This window comes from Dactylosporangium sp. NPDC051541 (assembly GCF_044454505.1).
In the GTDB taxonomy this organism is placed as follows: domain Bacteria; phylum Actinomycetota; class Actinomycetes; order Mycobacteriales; family Micromonosporaceae; genus Dactylosporangium.
The window spans coordinates 212,655-226,144 of the sequence record NZ_JBITDU010000006.1 but is presented as its reverse complement, the minus strand read 5'-3'; the positions used below and the strand labels follow the sequence as shown (position 1 = coordinate 226,144).

Below are 13,490 nucleotides of genomic sequence, written 5' to 3'. Positions count from 1 at the left end.
TCCGGACTCCCGGTCGAAGGCCGGCCGCCCCGGCTGCTATTTCTGGTCTACGCGACCTGGGTCGTCCGGACCGCGGCCCAGCGCGACGGCGGCGAGCTCCTCGTAGAGCGGCCGAGCCCGCTCGACCAGGGGCCGGAGGTGGTCGGGGACGTCGGCGGGGCGGGGGTGGGGCGGGGCGAAGCCGGTTGACCGTTCCACCGCCGCGTACCAGTGCGGCGCCCACACCCCGTCGGTGTCGCGGCGCCCCGCGGGCCAGGACAGCATCGCCGGGTCCCACGGCAGGCCGAGCGCCGCGCACAGGGCGGACAATGTGCCCGCCGGGTCGCGGAGGACGTCGGCGGCGTCGACGACGGGCCCGCCGTACCCCCGGAAGATTTCGACCTGTTGCGGATAGCCCAGGTCCTCCAGGGTGGGCTCGCCGCGGACCTTGGCGTAGGAGGCGACCACATACGCCGGGTCGCGAATCAGGTACGCGTTGCTGACCTCGGCAAGCCAGTCGCGGCCGATCGTCGTCAGCAGGTGGTGGGTCATGTGCTTCTGGTAGAACACGTCGGCGTCGATCGGGGCGAGCAGGCCGGCGACCGCGTCCGGCCAGCGCTGCGGCTGCGAGGCCAGGATCTCGGCCCGGCCCGGGTGGTCGAGGCCGGTGGTGGCCAGGTAGTGGGCGTACAGCGGCTCGTCGACCACCACGGTGCGGGGGCGGGCACCGAAGCTGCGCATCATCGCGGTGGAGATGTTGCGGGGGCCCGACCACATCGCGACTCGCACTGTCATGGTCCACGAGGGTAACCCCACGGTCCTAGGGGGTAACCCACGCACCGTTCCGCCCGTTTTACTCGCGTATAGCACGAAATCCTGGCGCGCGTCGATGCGATCCACTCGGCGTTGCGGCGCTTACTGTCAGAGGCGGAGCTCTGCAGTGCGTCCGCCCCGCCACCAGGCTTTCTTGGAGAACGCTGCGCGGGGAAGAAGGGGGCCGGTCGATGGACCTGCTGATCGACGTGCGAGTGGCGAGGCGCGACGCCGGCGCGACGCTGGATCGGACCGTCCGGCTGCGGGCCGATCCGGGCGGTGCCGTCACCGACCTGGTCAACGCGCTGCTCGGGCTGCTCGACCCGGCCGAGCGGCCGCAGCAGACCACCTGGGCCTGGCTGGCCCGCACCGGGCGGCGGCTGGACCCCAACCGGCCGCTCGGCGACCAGGGGCTGCGCTGCGGTGACGCGATCCTCCTGGCGCCGCCGGAGCAGCGGCCCGAACGGCCGCAGCGCTCCGAAGGGCACCGGTTCGAGCTGCTGGTCCTGGCCGGGCCGGACGCCGGCAACTGGGTGCCGCTGCCGCCGGGCGAGTTCGTCATCGGCACCGACCCGGCCGGCGACCTCGTCCTCACCGACACCACGGCCGGGCGGCGCCACCTGCACCTCGGCATCGGCAGCCACGAGGTGGCCGCGACCGACCTGCGCTCCCCGGCCGGCACCACGCTGGACGGCGAGCCGCTGACCGGGACCGTGACGCTCGCCGCCGGGCAGCTGCTGCGGCTCGGGGCCACGCTCATCACGGTGGACGAGGTGCCCGCGGAGGCGCCCGCGCCCAAAGGTCCCCCGCCGGCCGTCTGGCTTCCGGTGGTACCGCAGCCGCCCAAGAAACGTCGCCTGAGTCTTCGGCGCAAGAGCGCGGACCCCACCGCCGAATTCGACGCCGCCATGGACCGGGCCGAGGCCGATGCCGCCATCAAGCACCGGGCCGTCGTAGCCGCGCGCCGGGCCGAGATCCCCAGCGTGGCGCACCTGGCCCGGGCGGCCGACCGGCAGGAGAAGCCGGCCCGCCGGCCCGACGACCGCGACTTCCTGACGCTGCGGATCGGCACCGGCGACCAGCCCAGCCGGCTGCGCTTCGAGCAGGCGGCGACGACCGGCGACTTCGACCCCGCGCACACCGACCGGATCAGCGCGCTGCGGCAGCGGTACAGCACCGACCCCGACGTCCCGATCGAGGCCGACCTGCGCACCCTCGGCGCGCTCGGCGCGCACGGCGACGAGGAGACCCGGCGGGCCGTGCTGCGCTCCTGGGTCGTGCAGCTGGCCACCCTCGCGGGCCCGAACGACCTCGCCCTCGTGGTGCTGGCCACGCCGGCGGAGGCCGAGCACTGGCGCTGGACCGGCTGGCTGCCGCACACCCGCACACTCACCGCGGCGTTCGCGCCCGGGGCCCGCACGGTCGCGGCCCAGGAGGACGACCGCCGGCGGGTCCTGGCTCTGGTCGAGGCGCTGCTGCGGCAGCGCCGGCTGGGCCGGCACGCGATCGCCGAGCAATTCTCACCCCACGTCGTGGTTGTGCTTCCAGATCCGGATTCGGTACCGCCTGAGTCTCTGGCCCGTCTCGTGGAGGACGGCCCCCGAGGCGGGATCAGTATCCTCACCGCCGCCGAAACGGCACAGCAGCTGCCACCCGGCGTGGTCGCGCTCACCGGTGACGGCATAGCGGCGGCCGTCGCCGACCGGGTCGCACACGCCCTGGCCGCCAACCGCGACGCCGCCGGCGGGGCCGCGCCCCGGATCGCGCCGCTCGGCGAGGTCCTCGGCCTCGGCGGGGAGCCCGCCCCGAGCGCGATCGTGAAGCGCTGGGTGCCGGCGACCCGCGACCGTGGCCTGGCCGCCCCGATCGGCTTCGGCGGCACCGGCCCGCTCGTGGTCGACCTGCGCCGCGACGGCCCCAACGGCATCATCGCCGGCTCCCCCGGCTCCGGCCGGTCCTGGCTGCTGCGCTCCTACCTGGCCGCGCTGGCCGCCACCTACCCGGCCAACCGGCTCACGTTCGTGCTGGTCGACGCGGGCGGGACGACGTTCGCCGAGTGCACCGAACTGCCGCACACGGTCGGGGTGTTCACCTGCGCCGACTCGTCCCACGACACCTACCAGGCGGCCCGGCGGATCCTGCTGTCGCTGGGGGCCGAGGTCCGGCGGCGGGAGGCGGTGCTGCGCCGGCACGGGGTCAAGGACATCGTCGAGATGGAGCGCAAGCACCCGGCGGCCGCGCCGGCCAACCTGCTCATCGTGGTCGACGAGTTCACTCTCGCGCCTGACGACTTCGTCGCCGGGCTGCGCGAACTGGCGAAGCGGGGGCGCTCCGCGGGAGTACACCTGCTGCTTTCCACCGCTTCTCCACACGGCGCCGTCGACGACGATCTGCGCACCGAGGCCCCACTGCGGATCGCGCTGCGGGTCGAGTCCGAGGAGGACAGCCTCGAGGTGCTCGAACGGCCGGACGCGGCCCACCTCTCGCCGCTGCTGCCCGGGCGCGCATTCGTGCGGACCCTGACCTCGGACCCGGATGCGGTGCAGATCGCCTACGGCGGGGCCCGCTCCCCGGCCGACCGCTCGCACGGCCCGACGCTGGTCACCGAGTGGCGGTTCGAGTCCGGTCTTTGTGTCGAAGAGCCGCCCGAGTCGATGTCGTCTCTGTCGGAGCTCCCGGTCGGGGAGATCACCGACCTGCAGCGGCTGGTCACCGCCGTCTCCGCCGCCCACCGGGAGGCGCGGGTGCCCGACCAGCCGAAGGCCTGGCACCCCGCGCTGGCCGAGAAGTACGAGCTCGCGGAGCTGCCGGCGGTGACCGGCGAGTCGTTCGCGGCCGCGATCGGCATGGTCGACCTGCCCAACTCCCAGGCCGTGCAGGTCTGGCCGCTGGACCTCGACGAGCTCGGCCACCTGCTGGTCTTCGGCCCCGCCGGTGCGGGCAAGAGCACGCTGCTGGACACGGTCGCGGCCGCGTTCGGCCGGCGGTTCGACGGGACGGCGCTGCGGGTGTACCGCGTCGACGCCGCCGACGTGAAGGCCGCCGCCGCCCTCCTGAGCACCATTGGCGAGCTCGTCGCCGAGCGGGCCGCGCTCGCCGAGGACGCCGGGGCCCGGGTCCTGGTGCTGGTCGACGGGCACGACCCACTGCTCAACGAGGCCCTCACCACGGTCGCGGCCGGCGGCAAGGCGGTCGGCGTGCACCTGATCCTGGCCACCGAGCACCGCAGCGCCGTGCCGACCTCCCTGTCGCGGCTCATGCCCGGCCGGATCGTCCTGCGCGCGGCCGGCCGAGGTCTGGTCGAGAGCACCGTCGAGCTGCAGGTCGCACACGTCGCGCCGAAGAAAAAAGCGGTCCGCACAACTCCTGCACAGCGCCCCCGCCAGTTGCAGCTGGAGGTCTGAGTACCCTGAGACATCGTGCAGACTTCTGGTGACTATCGCGCGGGCTTCGCCTGCTTCGTCGGCCGACCCAACGCCGGCAAGTCGACGCTGACCAACGCGATCATCGGCCAGAAGATCGCGATCACGTCGCCGAAGCCGCAGACCACCCGGCACACGATCCGCGGCGTCCTGCACCGCGAGGACTCCCAGCTGGTCCTGGTCGACACGCCCGGGCTGCACCGGCCCCGGACACTGCTCGGCGAGCGGCTCAACGACCTGGTCCGCGCCACCTGGAGCGAGGTCGACGTGATCGGGCTGTGCCTGCCCGCCGACGAGGAGATCGGCCGCGGCGACCGGTTCATCAGCGGCGAGATCTCCGAGCTCAAGGCCACCCTCGTGGCCGTGGTCACGAAAATCGACCTGGTCTCGAAGGCTACGTTGGCCGAGCGGCTGCTGGCAGTACACCGGCTGGGCGCTTTCGCCGACATCGTCCCGGTCAGCGCGGTCTCCGGCGAGCAGGTCGAGGTCCTGGTCGACGTGATGGTCGGGCACCTGCCGAAGTCGCCCCAGCTGTATCCGGACGGCATGCTGACCGACGAGCCCGAGCAGGTCCTGATGGCCGAGCTCATCCGCGAGGCGGCCCTGGACGGCGTCCGCGACGAGCTGCCGCACTCGATCGCCGTCCTCGTGGAGGAGGTGCTCCCCGAGGGTGGCCTCACCAAGATCTACGCCGACATCTACGTCGAGCGGCCCAGCCAGAAGGCGATCGTCATCGGCCACCAGGCGAGCCGGCTCAAGGAGGTCGGCACCCGGGCCCGGCGCGAGATCGAGGACCTGATCGGCGGCCGGGTCTATCTCGACCTGCACGTCCGCGTGGCCAAGGACTGGCAGCGGGACCCGAAGCAGCTGCGCCGACTGGGCTTCTGATGTCTGGCAACTCCGGCTTCCGGGGCAAACTGTACCGAGATGACGGTGTGGTGCTCCGCGTCCAGAAACTGGGCGAGTCCGACCGGATCATCACCCTGCTCACCCGCCACCACGGCCGCATCCGCGCCGTCGCCAAGGGCGTGCGCCGCACCACCTCGAAGTTCGGCGGCCGCCTGGAGCCGTTCGGCCACGTCGACGTGCAGCTGCTGGAGGGCCGCTCGCTGGACGTGATCAGCCAGGTCGAAGGCGTGGACCTGTTCGGCCGGCGGTTCCTGGAGGACTACTCGCGATACACGGTGGCCAGCGCCATCGTCGAGACCGCGGAGCGGCTCACCCCGATCGAGCAGGAGCCGTCGCTGCGCCTCTTCCAGCTGACCGTGGGCGCGCTGCGGGCCCTCGCCCTGGCCGAGCACGCGTGCAGCCTGGTCCTGGACGCCTACCTGCTGCGGGCCATGAGCTCGGCCGGCTGGGCGCCGGCGCTGCGGGAGTGCGCGGTCTGCGGCACCGCCGGCCCGCACCGCGGCTTCTCCATCGCCGCCGGCGGCGCCGTCTGCCCCGACTGCCGCCCGCCCGGCGCCGCCCACCCCGCCCCGGCGACGATCGACCTGATGACCGCGCTCATGGACGGCGACTGGGCGGTGGCCGACGCCGCCTCGGGCGCACATCAGCGCGAGGCCAGCGGCCTGGTGGCCGCGCACCTGCAGTGGCACCTGGAGCGCTCCCTGCGGTCACTACCGTTGGTGGACCGTGAAGAGCGCGGCCAGCTTCGCGATTTTGGAAAGGAACGTCCGTGAGCAACTTTCGCCCGCCGTCGGTGCACCCCACCGGCGCCCGCCCGCCGGCGCTGCCGAAGGAGACCGTGCCGCAGCACGTGGCGATCATCATGGACGGCAACGGCCGCTGGGCCAAGCAGCGGGGCCTCCCCCGCACCGCCGGCCACACCGCCGGCGAGGCCGCGCTCTTCGACGTCATCGAGGGCGCCCTGGAGCTGGGCGTCAAGTACGTCAGCGCCTACGCCTTCTCCACCGAGAACTGGAAGCGCTCCCCGGACGAGGTCCGCTTCCTGATGAACTTCAACCGCGACACGATCCACCGCCGCCGCGACGAGTTCCACGAGATGGGCATCCGAGTCCGCTGGGCCGGCCGCCGCCCCCGCCTGTGGCGCTCGGTGATCAACGAGCTCGAATACGCCGAAGAGCTGACCCGCAACAACTCCAAGCTCACCTTCACCATGTGCGTCAACTACGGCGGCCGCGCCGAGGTCGCCGACGCCGCCGCCCGCATCGCCGCCGACGTGAAAGCCGGCCGCCTCAAAGCCGACCGCATCACGGAAAAGACCTTCGCCCGCTACCTGGACGAGCCCGACCTCCCCGACGTCGACCTGATGATCCGCAGCTCCGGCGAGATGCGCACCTCCAACTTCATGATCTGGCAGGCCGCCTACGCCGAGTTCGTCTCGATCGACACCCTGTGGCCCGACTTCGACCGCCGCCACCTGTGGTACGCCTGCGAGGTCTACGCCAAGCGCGACCGCCGCTTCGGCGGCGCCATCCCCAACCCCATCGTGCCCACTCTGACGACCTGACCGATTTGCCGCGCGGTGCTGAGTCGTGCGCCAACCGACTCCCGCAAAGTGATGTACGCTTGCCGCAAGCACGCAGGAGCCCCCGTCGTCAGGCCGGGGCTCTTTTGCTTTCCAGCTTCCGACCCTGAGGGCGGGACGCCAGAAGATCGACCACATGCAAGCCGGTTTCGCCGCCGACCAGGCTCAGGCCGACCTCAGCCCGTGCAGCAAGGTCGAGTGGGGCAAGGCTCTCGACGAGCGCGGCGTGAGTCAGCCGATCGAGACCGGCGCCCACGAGCGGAGCGGCAATACGCAAGGCGGCTTTCAACGCCACGCCTTGCGTGGAACCTCCGTGCAGCACGATGTTGCGGGTCCGGTACAGGCGTCGCATCGCGATCCGAAGAACAGTGACCGCCGACGCGAGTTCCGGTCTAGGAGCAATAACGACCCGGCGCATCCGGTGCACTGCGGCGACATCGGCATCGCGGCGGAACCGGTCAGCTAAATGCAACGTCTGGCCCGCCGCCAGAGCCTCCGCGACGGCGGACGCCCGGTCCCGATTGGTCGCGCAGCCGGCCAGCGCCTCAGCCAAGGCATCTGGGGTTTCGGGCTGATGCCGGTGAGCGAGAGCGGTCAGCTCCGCGCGAGGCCACGAACAGGCGATGATCGCCGCCAACCGGTCCGCTGCGACGGCTTTACCCGATCGCTCCTCTTCGACCGGATCGTCCGGGTGCGACAGCAGCGACTCCACGGCGGCCCACGCCCCCGCGACCGCTGGGCCGAGGACTCCCCGATTCATCGGCGCGGCCAGTTCCAGCGCATCGTCGATCAACGAGGGCTGCCCGTCGACTTGATAGAGCTGCCCTTCGCTCACCAGGGACAGCACATCCGCGCCTCGAGCAGCGGTGGTAAAGGGGATCGGTTCGGGATGCTGATCGACCCACAGCAGCGAGTTCGGCCTGATCCCACGCCGGTTGCCACGAATGAAAGACGATCGTGCCACCATGCGCTCGACGAATTCCCGAGCCTGACTCGCGGCGCTGAATGGATCCCGTGCGATCACCCGATAGAGAAACCCACCACCGGGGCGTATGCCGCTGGTTGGATGACCGCGCCGCCGGAGCCAGTCCACGGCATCCCGGCCGGAGACCCACGCCACATGTCTCTGTGCCTGCTCTGGTTCGGGTGCGCTGTCCAGCATGGCGAGGACCGTGAACTCGCGGGGCGACGCCGCGTCCAACGACACCGCGCCGCTCAGCAACTCCTCGGCGCCCGCTTTCTGCCGGGCCAGCTGTCCGATCCATGCTGCGAGGTAACTCGCGTCATAGCCGAGATCGAGGAGGTGTGCCGCGACAACACGAGCCAGTCGCTCCGGCTTTGGTCGTTGCTCCTTCGGCAAAGCGACGGCCGCCGCCCATCGGCGCAGATAGCCACCTCGTGCATGATGGACGACTTCCCGCAGTCGCCGGTGAGCCGGACTGGGGTCCGGCAACGGTTTATTCAGCAGCGCCGTCAGCTCGGCTCGCAATTCCTTGGCACCGAGACTGACATCCGGACCGATGACCTTCAACAGTTCGTGGCGCTGCCAGTCGACCGCAGCGGTGGAAAGCACGCGGTGCCGCGCCCATGAGCTCGCTTCCAGCAGCTCTTCCAGAGCGAGCAGCGAGCCGACGTCCCAGAGCCGTCGCGGCCACGGCAGCCCTTCAAGCGTAAAGAAGTCGATCATTCGCGCACGGATGTGGCGGTCGTAATTTTCGGCCGGCGTTTCGGAGGTCATCGTCGCACGGTAGAACAAATGCGAGTTTCACATTGCCCCACCGGTTGCTCATACACAGAAACGGGTAATCGGCACACCCGATGCAATAATCGTATAGCTATAGCAATAGGGCTATTTGTTGCCCCGTTCATTGCACCCTTTGGTCAGCATCTATTGGAGATCTCCAGGCTGCGGTCCGGGCGGAGGTAGGAGTTCTCGTCCTCCCCGGCGCCGGAGTCCGCGGTCGCCGTGACCGGGCGGGCCGGGGCGAGCAGGCCCTTAGCCGCGGCCGTGCAGTCGATCAGGGCCAGGTACGACTTCGCCGTGCCGATCCACATGCCTTCGTCGCCGGGGCGGAGGTTGTCGGGCTTCGCGAAGTCCCAGCGGACCTCGTCGTGGACGACGGCGAGCGGGCTGCCGGCCTTCTCGAACGCGTAGATCCATACGAAGTTCGTGGTCACCTGCAGGGTGGGGATGTCGTTGACCGGTACGACGCCGACCGTGACCTTGCCGCTGACCCGGGCCTCCTCTTTGGGGTCCAGGTGTACCGCCGGATCGATCCACGTCGCCACCGACGTGAAGCTGCGGGGGTCGGTGAACCAGGCCCCGACCTCCTTGCGAGCGTTCGGCGCGAGCAGGTTCAGCAGCGCCGTGTTGTCGTGGCTGACGGTCATCCGGTTGTCGAGCCGGCCCGCGACGAGTGCCCGCCGGACCTGCTGCAGCGCCGCGTCGACCTGGGCCGCGGTGAATCCGTCGACGGCCGCGGCCGGGGGCAGGGTGATCCCGGCCGCGCCCTTGGCGTACGACTCGGCCGGCGTGCCGGCGAACGGGCCGCCGGGCGCGGTATCCGGCCCGTCATCAGAGGACGCGGCGGCGGAGGAGCCGAACGGCAGCCGGTCGCGGATCGTGGGCCAGGCGGCGGCCAGCAGGACCGCGGCCAGCACGGCGCTGACGACGAACGCGACGTTTCGCAGGCCTTGGTTGTTTCGTTCCATCGTCTGGCTCCGGCACGGCAGGGGGACGCGACGGATCAGTATGCAACCACAAATGATCTTGCCAAGTCCAGGGGGCGCTGACCGGCTACAGCGGCCGCGCCGACCGGCCGCGGCCGACGCCTTTCGGATTCTTCAGGCCGCGCCGCACGGCACCGGATGTATCGCCATTGCGGCGCGCGCCGCGACCGGTCGGGCGATTCCTTCCGGATCGCGCAATCCGGCATGCTCGCAACGTTCGCCGAACGCTTCGGTGGAGGTGGAGCATCGCTGAAGAACTGTCCCTCACCAAGGACATTCTGCCCGTCTGCGTCGCGGTTGCCTCCATCATCAGCACCATCGTCATCTTCGTGCGGCGGGCCGACGAGGGGAAGTTCGACAAATACGACGCCGTCCTGGTCGCCGTACTGGCGGTCGTGCTCGCGGCCTGCGTCTTCTACTGGGTGCATTTCGGCGGACATTCCACGCTGACCCTTTGAGAGGTTGACCCGACATGAGCGGTGCCGAGTTTCAACCCGACCGGGAGCTCGACCGGACCGCATTGCCGGACCCGGCGCTCGACCTCCGGATGTCGCGGGACCTCGCCGGCGCACTGGACACGATCGTGGCCGCCGCCGCCAGCCTGCAGTCGTCGGCCCGGCGCCTCGATATGGTCGCCACGCGGCTGGAGGCCCGGACGGTCCGGCCGGGCGAGCCCGACGGGACGGCCAGGCGCGAATCGTTGTGGCAGTACACGCCGCAGATCACGGTCGGCATCGTCGCGGCCGTCATCGCCGTGGCACTCGTGGTGTACGTCTTCTGGGGCCGATACCAGTGAGGCACGGAGCGGCGATCGGCTGGCTCGTCCCCGGCTTCGTCATCAGCATTATTGATGCATTTCTGTCAATACAGTCAATGGTCGGAATCATGCAGCCGAAGAACCTGATCGGCATGGCCGCCGCCATTGTCGTCGGCATGTCGCTGACGGTCTTCGCCGTTCTGTCGCCCCTCTGGGCGTCGAACACGACGTCGGGCGCGATGCACGGCGTGCGGTACACCCTCCTGGCCGTCGACATCGGCACCAGCGTCATCGGGGCCATCTGGTACGGCGTCATGGGACGGCCCCTCGACACCACTGTGCACTTCGCCGAAATCAAGTTTCAGCCCGCGAACTGGCTGGTCACTCTGGCGTTCATCGCTTTCGTGCTGATCGTCGCCTGGTGCTGCCACATGTTCGGCCGAGCGATGCACACCATCAGAAGCCGTAATTCTTTCTGACGGCCCCGCCGAAATCTGGTCCCACGATCACCACCTGGTCGGCGCCTCGGGACGGCCGCTGTCGCGATGCCGCGGAATCAGCGGCGGCCGTGGCATCGCGACATCCCTGCGCGGCGACCGGGACAGCACGACGGTGACGCTCAGCGGCGACTCCGTCGGCCAGCTGGTGATGAGCAGCAGGCCCATGCCCGTGAACAGGACCAGCATCACCAGCAGGAGCACCATGAGCCAGAAGCGCGACACAAGGAACTCCTGCGACCGGCTGGAGATGTCACCGGCGACAGCCGTCGCAAGGATGCTGGCGGTCAGCACCGAGATCGGCACCGCGCGCCCGCTGGACCGCCGGCCGGGCCAGCGCCCGAGCACGTGTGCGACAAGCGCCGCGGTGAGCGTCAGCAGGCACACCACGGTCAACGCGAGGCCGAAGAGGTACATGTCGCCGGAGGGGCAGGACTGTGCCAGTTCGGCCCGGGCCATCTCCACGTCGGGCACCGCGTTCACGATGTAGAACATCGAGATGGACGGCAGCACGACCGCCGCGAGGATCCGCGCGACCCAGACCATCGTCGGATCGATCCGGGCGGCGTCGAGCAGCAGCGCCAGGCCGTGGAACAGCGTCACGAAGGCCAGCCCGAACGAGATCCCGTCGATGACCTCCTCGGACGCGATCCGGGCGGCGGCCGCCGCGGCTCGGTCTCCGGCCAGAATCGAGTAGGACAGCGTCGCGAACAGGAAGGCGACGAACGCGGCGAACAGCGCGAGCAGCACCTGGCTGTCGGCCCGCAGCGGCGCCGAGTGCCGCCCGGATGCGCCGCCGGCGGCCGGGTCCGCCGGCGCCGTCCGGCCGCGCAGCTGGTTCTGGGCCGGCGTCAGCAGCAACACCAGGGCCGTGAACGCGACACCGGCCAGCAGCCCCGTCATCTGTGCGTAGGAGGCCGAGGTGGCGGCGATGTCGAGCGGTGGGTATCGGCAGGTTCCCGCGGCTAACATGGCCCCTCCGGGGTCAGACCGAACCGCGCAGCAGGGCCGCGCCGGTTTCCGAAAGACAGTGAATGACGCGCTTGCCCTCGCGGGCGCTGACCACAAGTCCGGCCCCGCGCAGCGCGGCCGCATGCTCACTGGCGGAGGGCACGGAGATCTCGGCGATCCGGGCCAGCGCGCTCGTCGCCAGCGGACCGGTGGAGAGCGCGGCCACGATCGCGGCGCGCGTGCGCCCGAGCACCGGGGCCAGCTCGATGGTTCGGCCATGCTTCGACGCGAGGAGGCCGGCCCAGCTGTCGAGCGTCGGGTAGAAGACGATGCCCGGCTGGTCGTCCACGTCGTCCACGAAGAGCAATGGGTCAGCGGTGAACACCGCGGGGACGAGCAGCAGTCCGCGACCCTCGAGGTAGAAGTCGGTCCCGGTCACGGTGTCCGGGTGCAAGGGACACGGCCCCCAGCGCTCGAGCTCGAGTTTGCACCGCAGATCGAGCGTGAGGACGGGCCGCTCCCAGGTCAGCGATGGATGCAGGCCTTGCAGGACCCGGTCAACTCCCTGCTCGGCCAGGCGGCGCCGCTGCTCGATGAATCCGGCATGGCCGTCGAGCACGCTCCGCTCCCACCGGGGAGCGATCACATTCTTGTGAATGTGCTGCAATGTGGAGGCGATATTGCGGATCGCATGCCGCGAGCCGGCCCGCAGATCATGCTCGATCCGGTCCGGACGCCCGCGGTTCGCCACCAATGCAAGATCGCGCGTGATGACCCGGTTAGGCGTGGCCAAAATCGATTCGACGGCCTCGTCGAAGTCCTCCAACGCCGGAGTGTGGCGGGCGACGAGGTCGCTCGCCGTGACCATTCGCGAGCCCGTCACCTCAAGCACCGACAGGCAGGCCGGGCCGAGCATCCGCGCCGTCTCGACCCGCCATCTGCGCAGCAGCGGATCATCTGTCTGCTCACGCAGCAGGACGGCACTGGCCAGCGTTTCCAGCAGTGGGTTGGGGCCGGACAGCAAACGGACTCGGCCGATATCCGCCGAGGTCAGGTGCACGCGCGCAAGATTCATTCCCACCTCGCCACAGCCGGCCACCGCGCATTTCGCGGCAGGCCCACTCGCGTTTCCGGATCCCTGCGTGACACACACCGGAACACTCGCCATTGAACAACGCCGGTCGACGGTGCGTCTCTGATTTCGGGTCCGCCCGAAAGGTTACATGGATCCCGCCACACGGAAAAAATGATCAATGAATTGATCGTTTCCTCACCCGTTACATTCTCCATCATTTCGAGCACACGGAATGCATCCGATTGATTGCGGAGAGTTTTGGCGCGCGATGTACACGGGTTACGGTAGGTCGGCCCGGCGGAGGATTTCGTCGACGACGTGTTCGATCGGCGGGCGGGCGTCGATGATGATGCCGACGCGTGGAGTGTCGGCTTTCGTCCGGTGGAGACGCACGATGAGCTCGCGCTCCGCCGGTTGTTTGCCCCAGCCGTCGGCGCGCTCGTCCAGCCGCCGGTGCAGCGTGTCCAGGTCGACCTCCAGGACGAACACGCCGTCGAACAGGTCGATGAACTTGGCGAAGTTCCGCGCGCCGCCGCAGAAGAAGGTCGCCGCCGAATCCTGGGCCGCGACCAGAGCCCGCACCTTGTCGACCCGCCAGATGTGGTGCTCGTGCGTGCTGGTGTCGGTCGGCTCGCCGGTTGACGGATCGCCCTGGTAGGACAGTTCGCGATCGCCGTGGACGGCGTGGTGGCCGCGGCGCTGCAGTTCGTCGGCGACGGCGGTCTTGCCGGTGCCGGACACGCCTTCGATCAGGTAGTTTCGCCGGCCCATCGGC

13 protein-coding genes are annotated in these 13,490 nt (G+C 70.1%); 7 read left to right on the top strand and 6 right to left on the bottom strand.

Annotated elements, in window-relative coordinates; all coding sequences use genetic code 11:
- Positions 1-36: 36 nt before the first annotated feature.
- Positions 37-774, bottom strand: coding sequence for an HAD family hydrolase (locus tag ACIA8L_RS27580; RefSeq protein WP_395909316.1), 738 nt, complete (start codon positions 772-774; stop codon positions 37-39).
- A gap of 209 nt (positions 775-983) precedes the next feature.
- Between ACIA8L_RS27580 and ACIA8L_RS27575 the strand changes: the two genes are divergently transcribed.
- The 4 genes from ACIA8L_RS27575 to ACIA8L_RS27560 are packed head-to-tail and all read left to right on the top strand — an operon-like array spanning position 984 to position 6,687.
- A complete protein-coding gene (locus ACIA8L_RS27575; protein ID WP_395909314.1) occupies positions 984-4,196 on the top strand; it encodes an FtsK/SpoIIIE domain-containing protein in 3,213 nt (1,070 codons plus the stop codon).
- A gap of 15 nt (positions 4,197-4,211) precedes the next feature.
- Complete coding sequence (gene era, locus ACIA8L_RS27570) at positions 4,212-5,102, top strand: GTPase Era (protein WP_395909312.1); 891 nt, start codon at positions 4,212-4,214, stop codon at positions 5,100-5,102.
- Positions 5,102-5,896: a DNA repair protein RecO gene (recO, locus tag ACIA8L_RS27565; RefSeq protein ID WP_395909310.1), complete on the top strand. Its 795-nt coding sequence runs from the start codon at positions 5,102-5,104 to the stop codon at positions 5,894-5,896. Before era ends, recO begins: the two co-directional genes overlap by 1 nt.
- Positions 5,893-6,687 carry an isoprenyl transferase gene (locus ACIA8L_RS27560; protein ID WP_395909309.1) on the top strand — a complete coding sequence of 265 codons (795 nt, stop codon included), beginning with the start codon at positions 5,893-5,895 and terminating at the stop codon, positions 6,685-6,687. Before recO ends, ACIA8L_RS27560 begins: the two co-directional genes overlap by 4 nt.
- A gap of 88 nt (positions 6,688-6,775) precedes the next feature.
- On the opposite strand, the gene ACIA8L_RS27555 is transcribed toward ACIA8L_RS27560, so the two are convergent.
- Complete coding sequence (locus ACIA8L_RS27555; RefSeq protein WP_395909308.1) at positions 6,776-8,443, bottom strand: integrase; 1,668 nt, start codon at positions 8,441-8,443, stop codon at positions 6,776-6,778.
- Positions 8,444-8,586: 143 nt separating this feature from the next.
- Positions 8,587-9,417 (bottom strand): hypothetical protein, encoded by an 831-nt coding sequence (locus ACIA8L_RS27550; protein WP_395909307.1) that lies wholly within the window; start codon positions 9,415-9,417, stop codon positions 8,587-8,589.
- 167 nt (positions 9,418-9,584) lie between these two features.
- On the opposite strand from ACIA8L_RS27550, the gene ACIA8L_RS27545 reads away from it, so the two are divergent.
- The 3 genes from ACIA8L_RS27545 to ACIA8L_RS27535 are packed head-to-tail and all read left to right on the top strand — an operon-like array spanning position 9,585 to position 10,671.
- Positions 9,585-9,893, top strand: a complete 309-nt coding sequence (locus ACIA8L_RS27545) for a hypothetical protein (RefSeq protein ID WP_395909306.1) — start codon at positions 9,585-9,587, stop codon at positions 9,891-9,893.
- A 14-nt stretch (positions 9,894-9,907) separates the two neighbouring features.
- Entirely contained in the window at positions 9,908-10,231 is a 324-nt protein-coding gene (locus ACIA8L_RS27540; RefSeq protein WP_395909304.1) for a hypothetical protein, read from the top strand.
- Positions 10,228-10,671 (top strand): hypothetical protein, encoded by a 444-nt coding sequence (locus tag ACIA8L_RS27535; RefSeq protein ID WP_395909302.1) that lies wholly within the window; start codon positions 10,228-10,230, stop codon positions 10,669-10,671. The genes ACIA8L_RS27540 and ACIA8L_RS27535 overlap by 4 nt, the downstream gene beginning before the upstream one ends.
- 27 nt (positions 10,672-10,698) lie before the next feature.
- On the opposite strand, the gene ACIA8L_RS27530 is transcribed toward ACIA8L_RS27535, so the two are convergent.
- The 3 genes from ACIA8L_RS27530 to ACIA8L_RS27520 form a co-directional block, all read right to left on the bottom strand.
- Positions 10,699-11,661, bottom strand: coding sequence for a hypothetical protein (locus ACIA8L_RS27530; protein WP_395909300.1), 963 nt, complete (start codon positions 11,659-11,661; stop codon positions 10,699-10,701).
- A 13-nt stretch (positions 11,662-11,674) separates the two neighbouring features.
- The gene (locus ACIA8L_RS27525; RefSeq protein ID WP_395909299.1) at positions 11,675-12,700 is read right to left on the bottom strand and encodes an ArsR/SmtB family transcription factor; all 1,026 of its coding nucleotides are present in this window, start codon (positions 12,698-12,700) and stop codon (positions 11,675-11,677) included.
- A 294-nt stretch (positions 12,701-12,994) separates the two neighbouring features.
- Positions 12,995-13,486, bottom strand: coding sequence for an AAA family ATPase (locus ACIA8L_RS27520; RefSeq protein ID WP_395909298.1), 492 nt, complete (start codon positions 13,484-13,486; stop codon positions 12,995-12,997).
- Positions 13,487-13,490: the final 4 nt, after the last annotated feature.

Excerpts from the sequence above, each read along its gene's own strand:
- recO (WP_395909310.1), top strand. The coding sequence starts at position 5,102 with ATGTCTGGCAACTCCGGCTTCCGGGGCAAACTGTACCGAGATGACGGT.
- ACIA8L_RS27520 (WP_395909298.1), bottom strand. The coding sequence starts at position 13,486 with ATGGGCCGGCGAAACTACCTGATCGAAGGCGTGTCCGGCACCGGCAAG.
- ACIA8L_RS27580 (WP_395909316.1), bottom strand. The coding sequence starts at position 774 with ATGACAGTGCGAGTCGCGATGTGGTCGGGCCCCCGCAACATCTCCACC.
- ACIA8L_RS27575 (WP_395909314.1), top strand. The coding sequence starts at position 984 with ATGGACCTGCTGATCGACGTGCGAGTGGCGAGGCGCGACGCCGGCGCG.
- ACIA8L_RS27550 (WP_395909307.1), bottom strand. The coding sequence starts at position 9,417 with ATGGAACGAAACAACCAAGGCCTGCGAAACGTCGCGTTCGTCGTCAGC.
- ACIA8L_RS27530 (WP_395909300.1), bottom strand. The coding sequence starts at position 11,661 with ATGTTAGCCGCGGGAACCTGCCGATACCCACCGCTCGACATCGCCGCC.
- ACIA8L_RS27555 (WP_395909308.1), bottom strand. The coding sequence starts at position 8,443 with ATGACCTCCGAAACGCCGGCCGAAAATTACGACCGCCACATCCGTGCG.
- ACIA8L_RS27540 (WP_395909304.1), top strand. The coding sequence starts at position 9,908 with ATGAGCGGTGCCGAGTTTCAACCCGACCGGGAGCTCGACCGGACCGCA.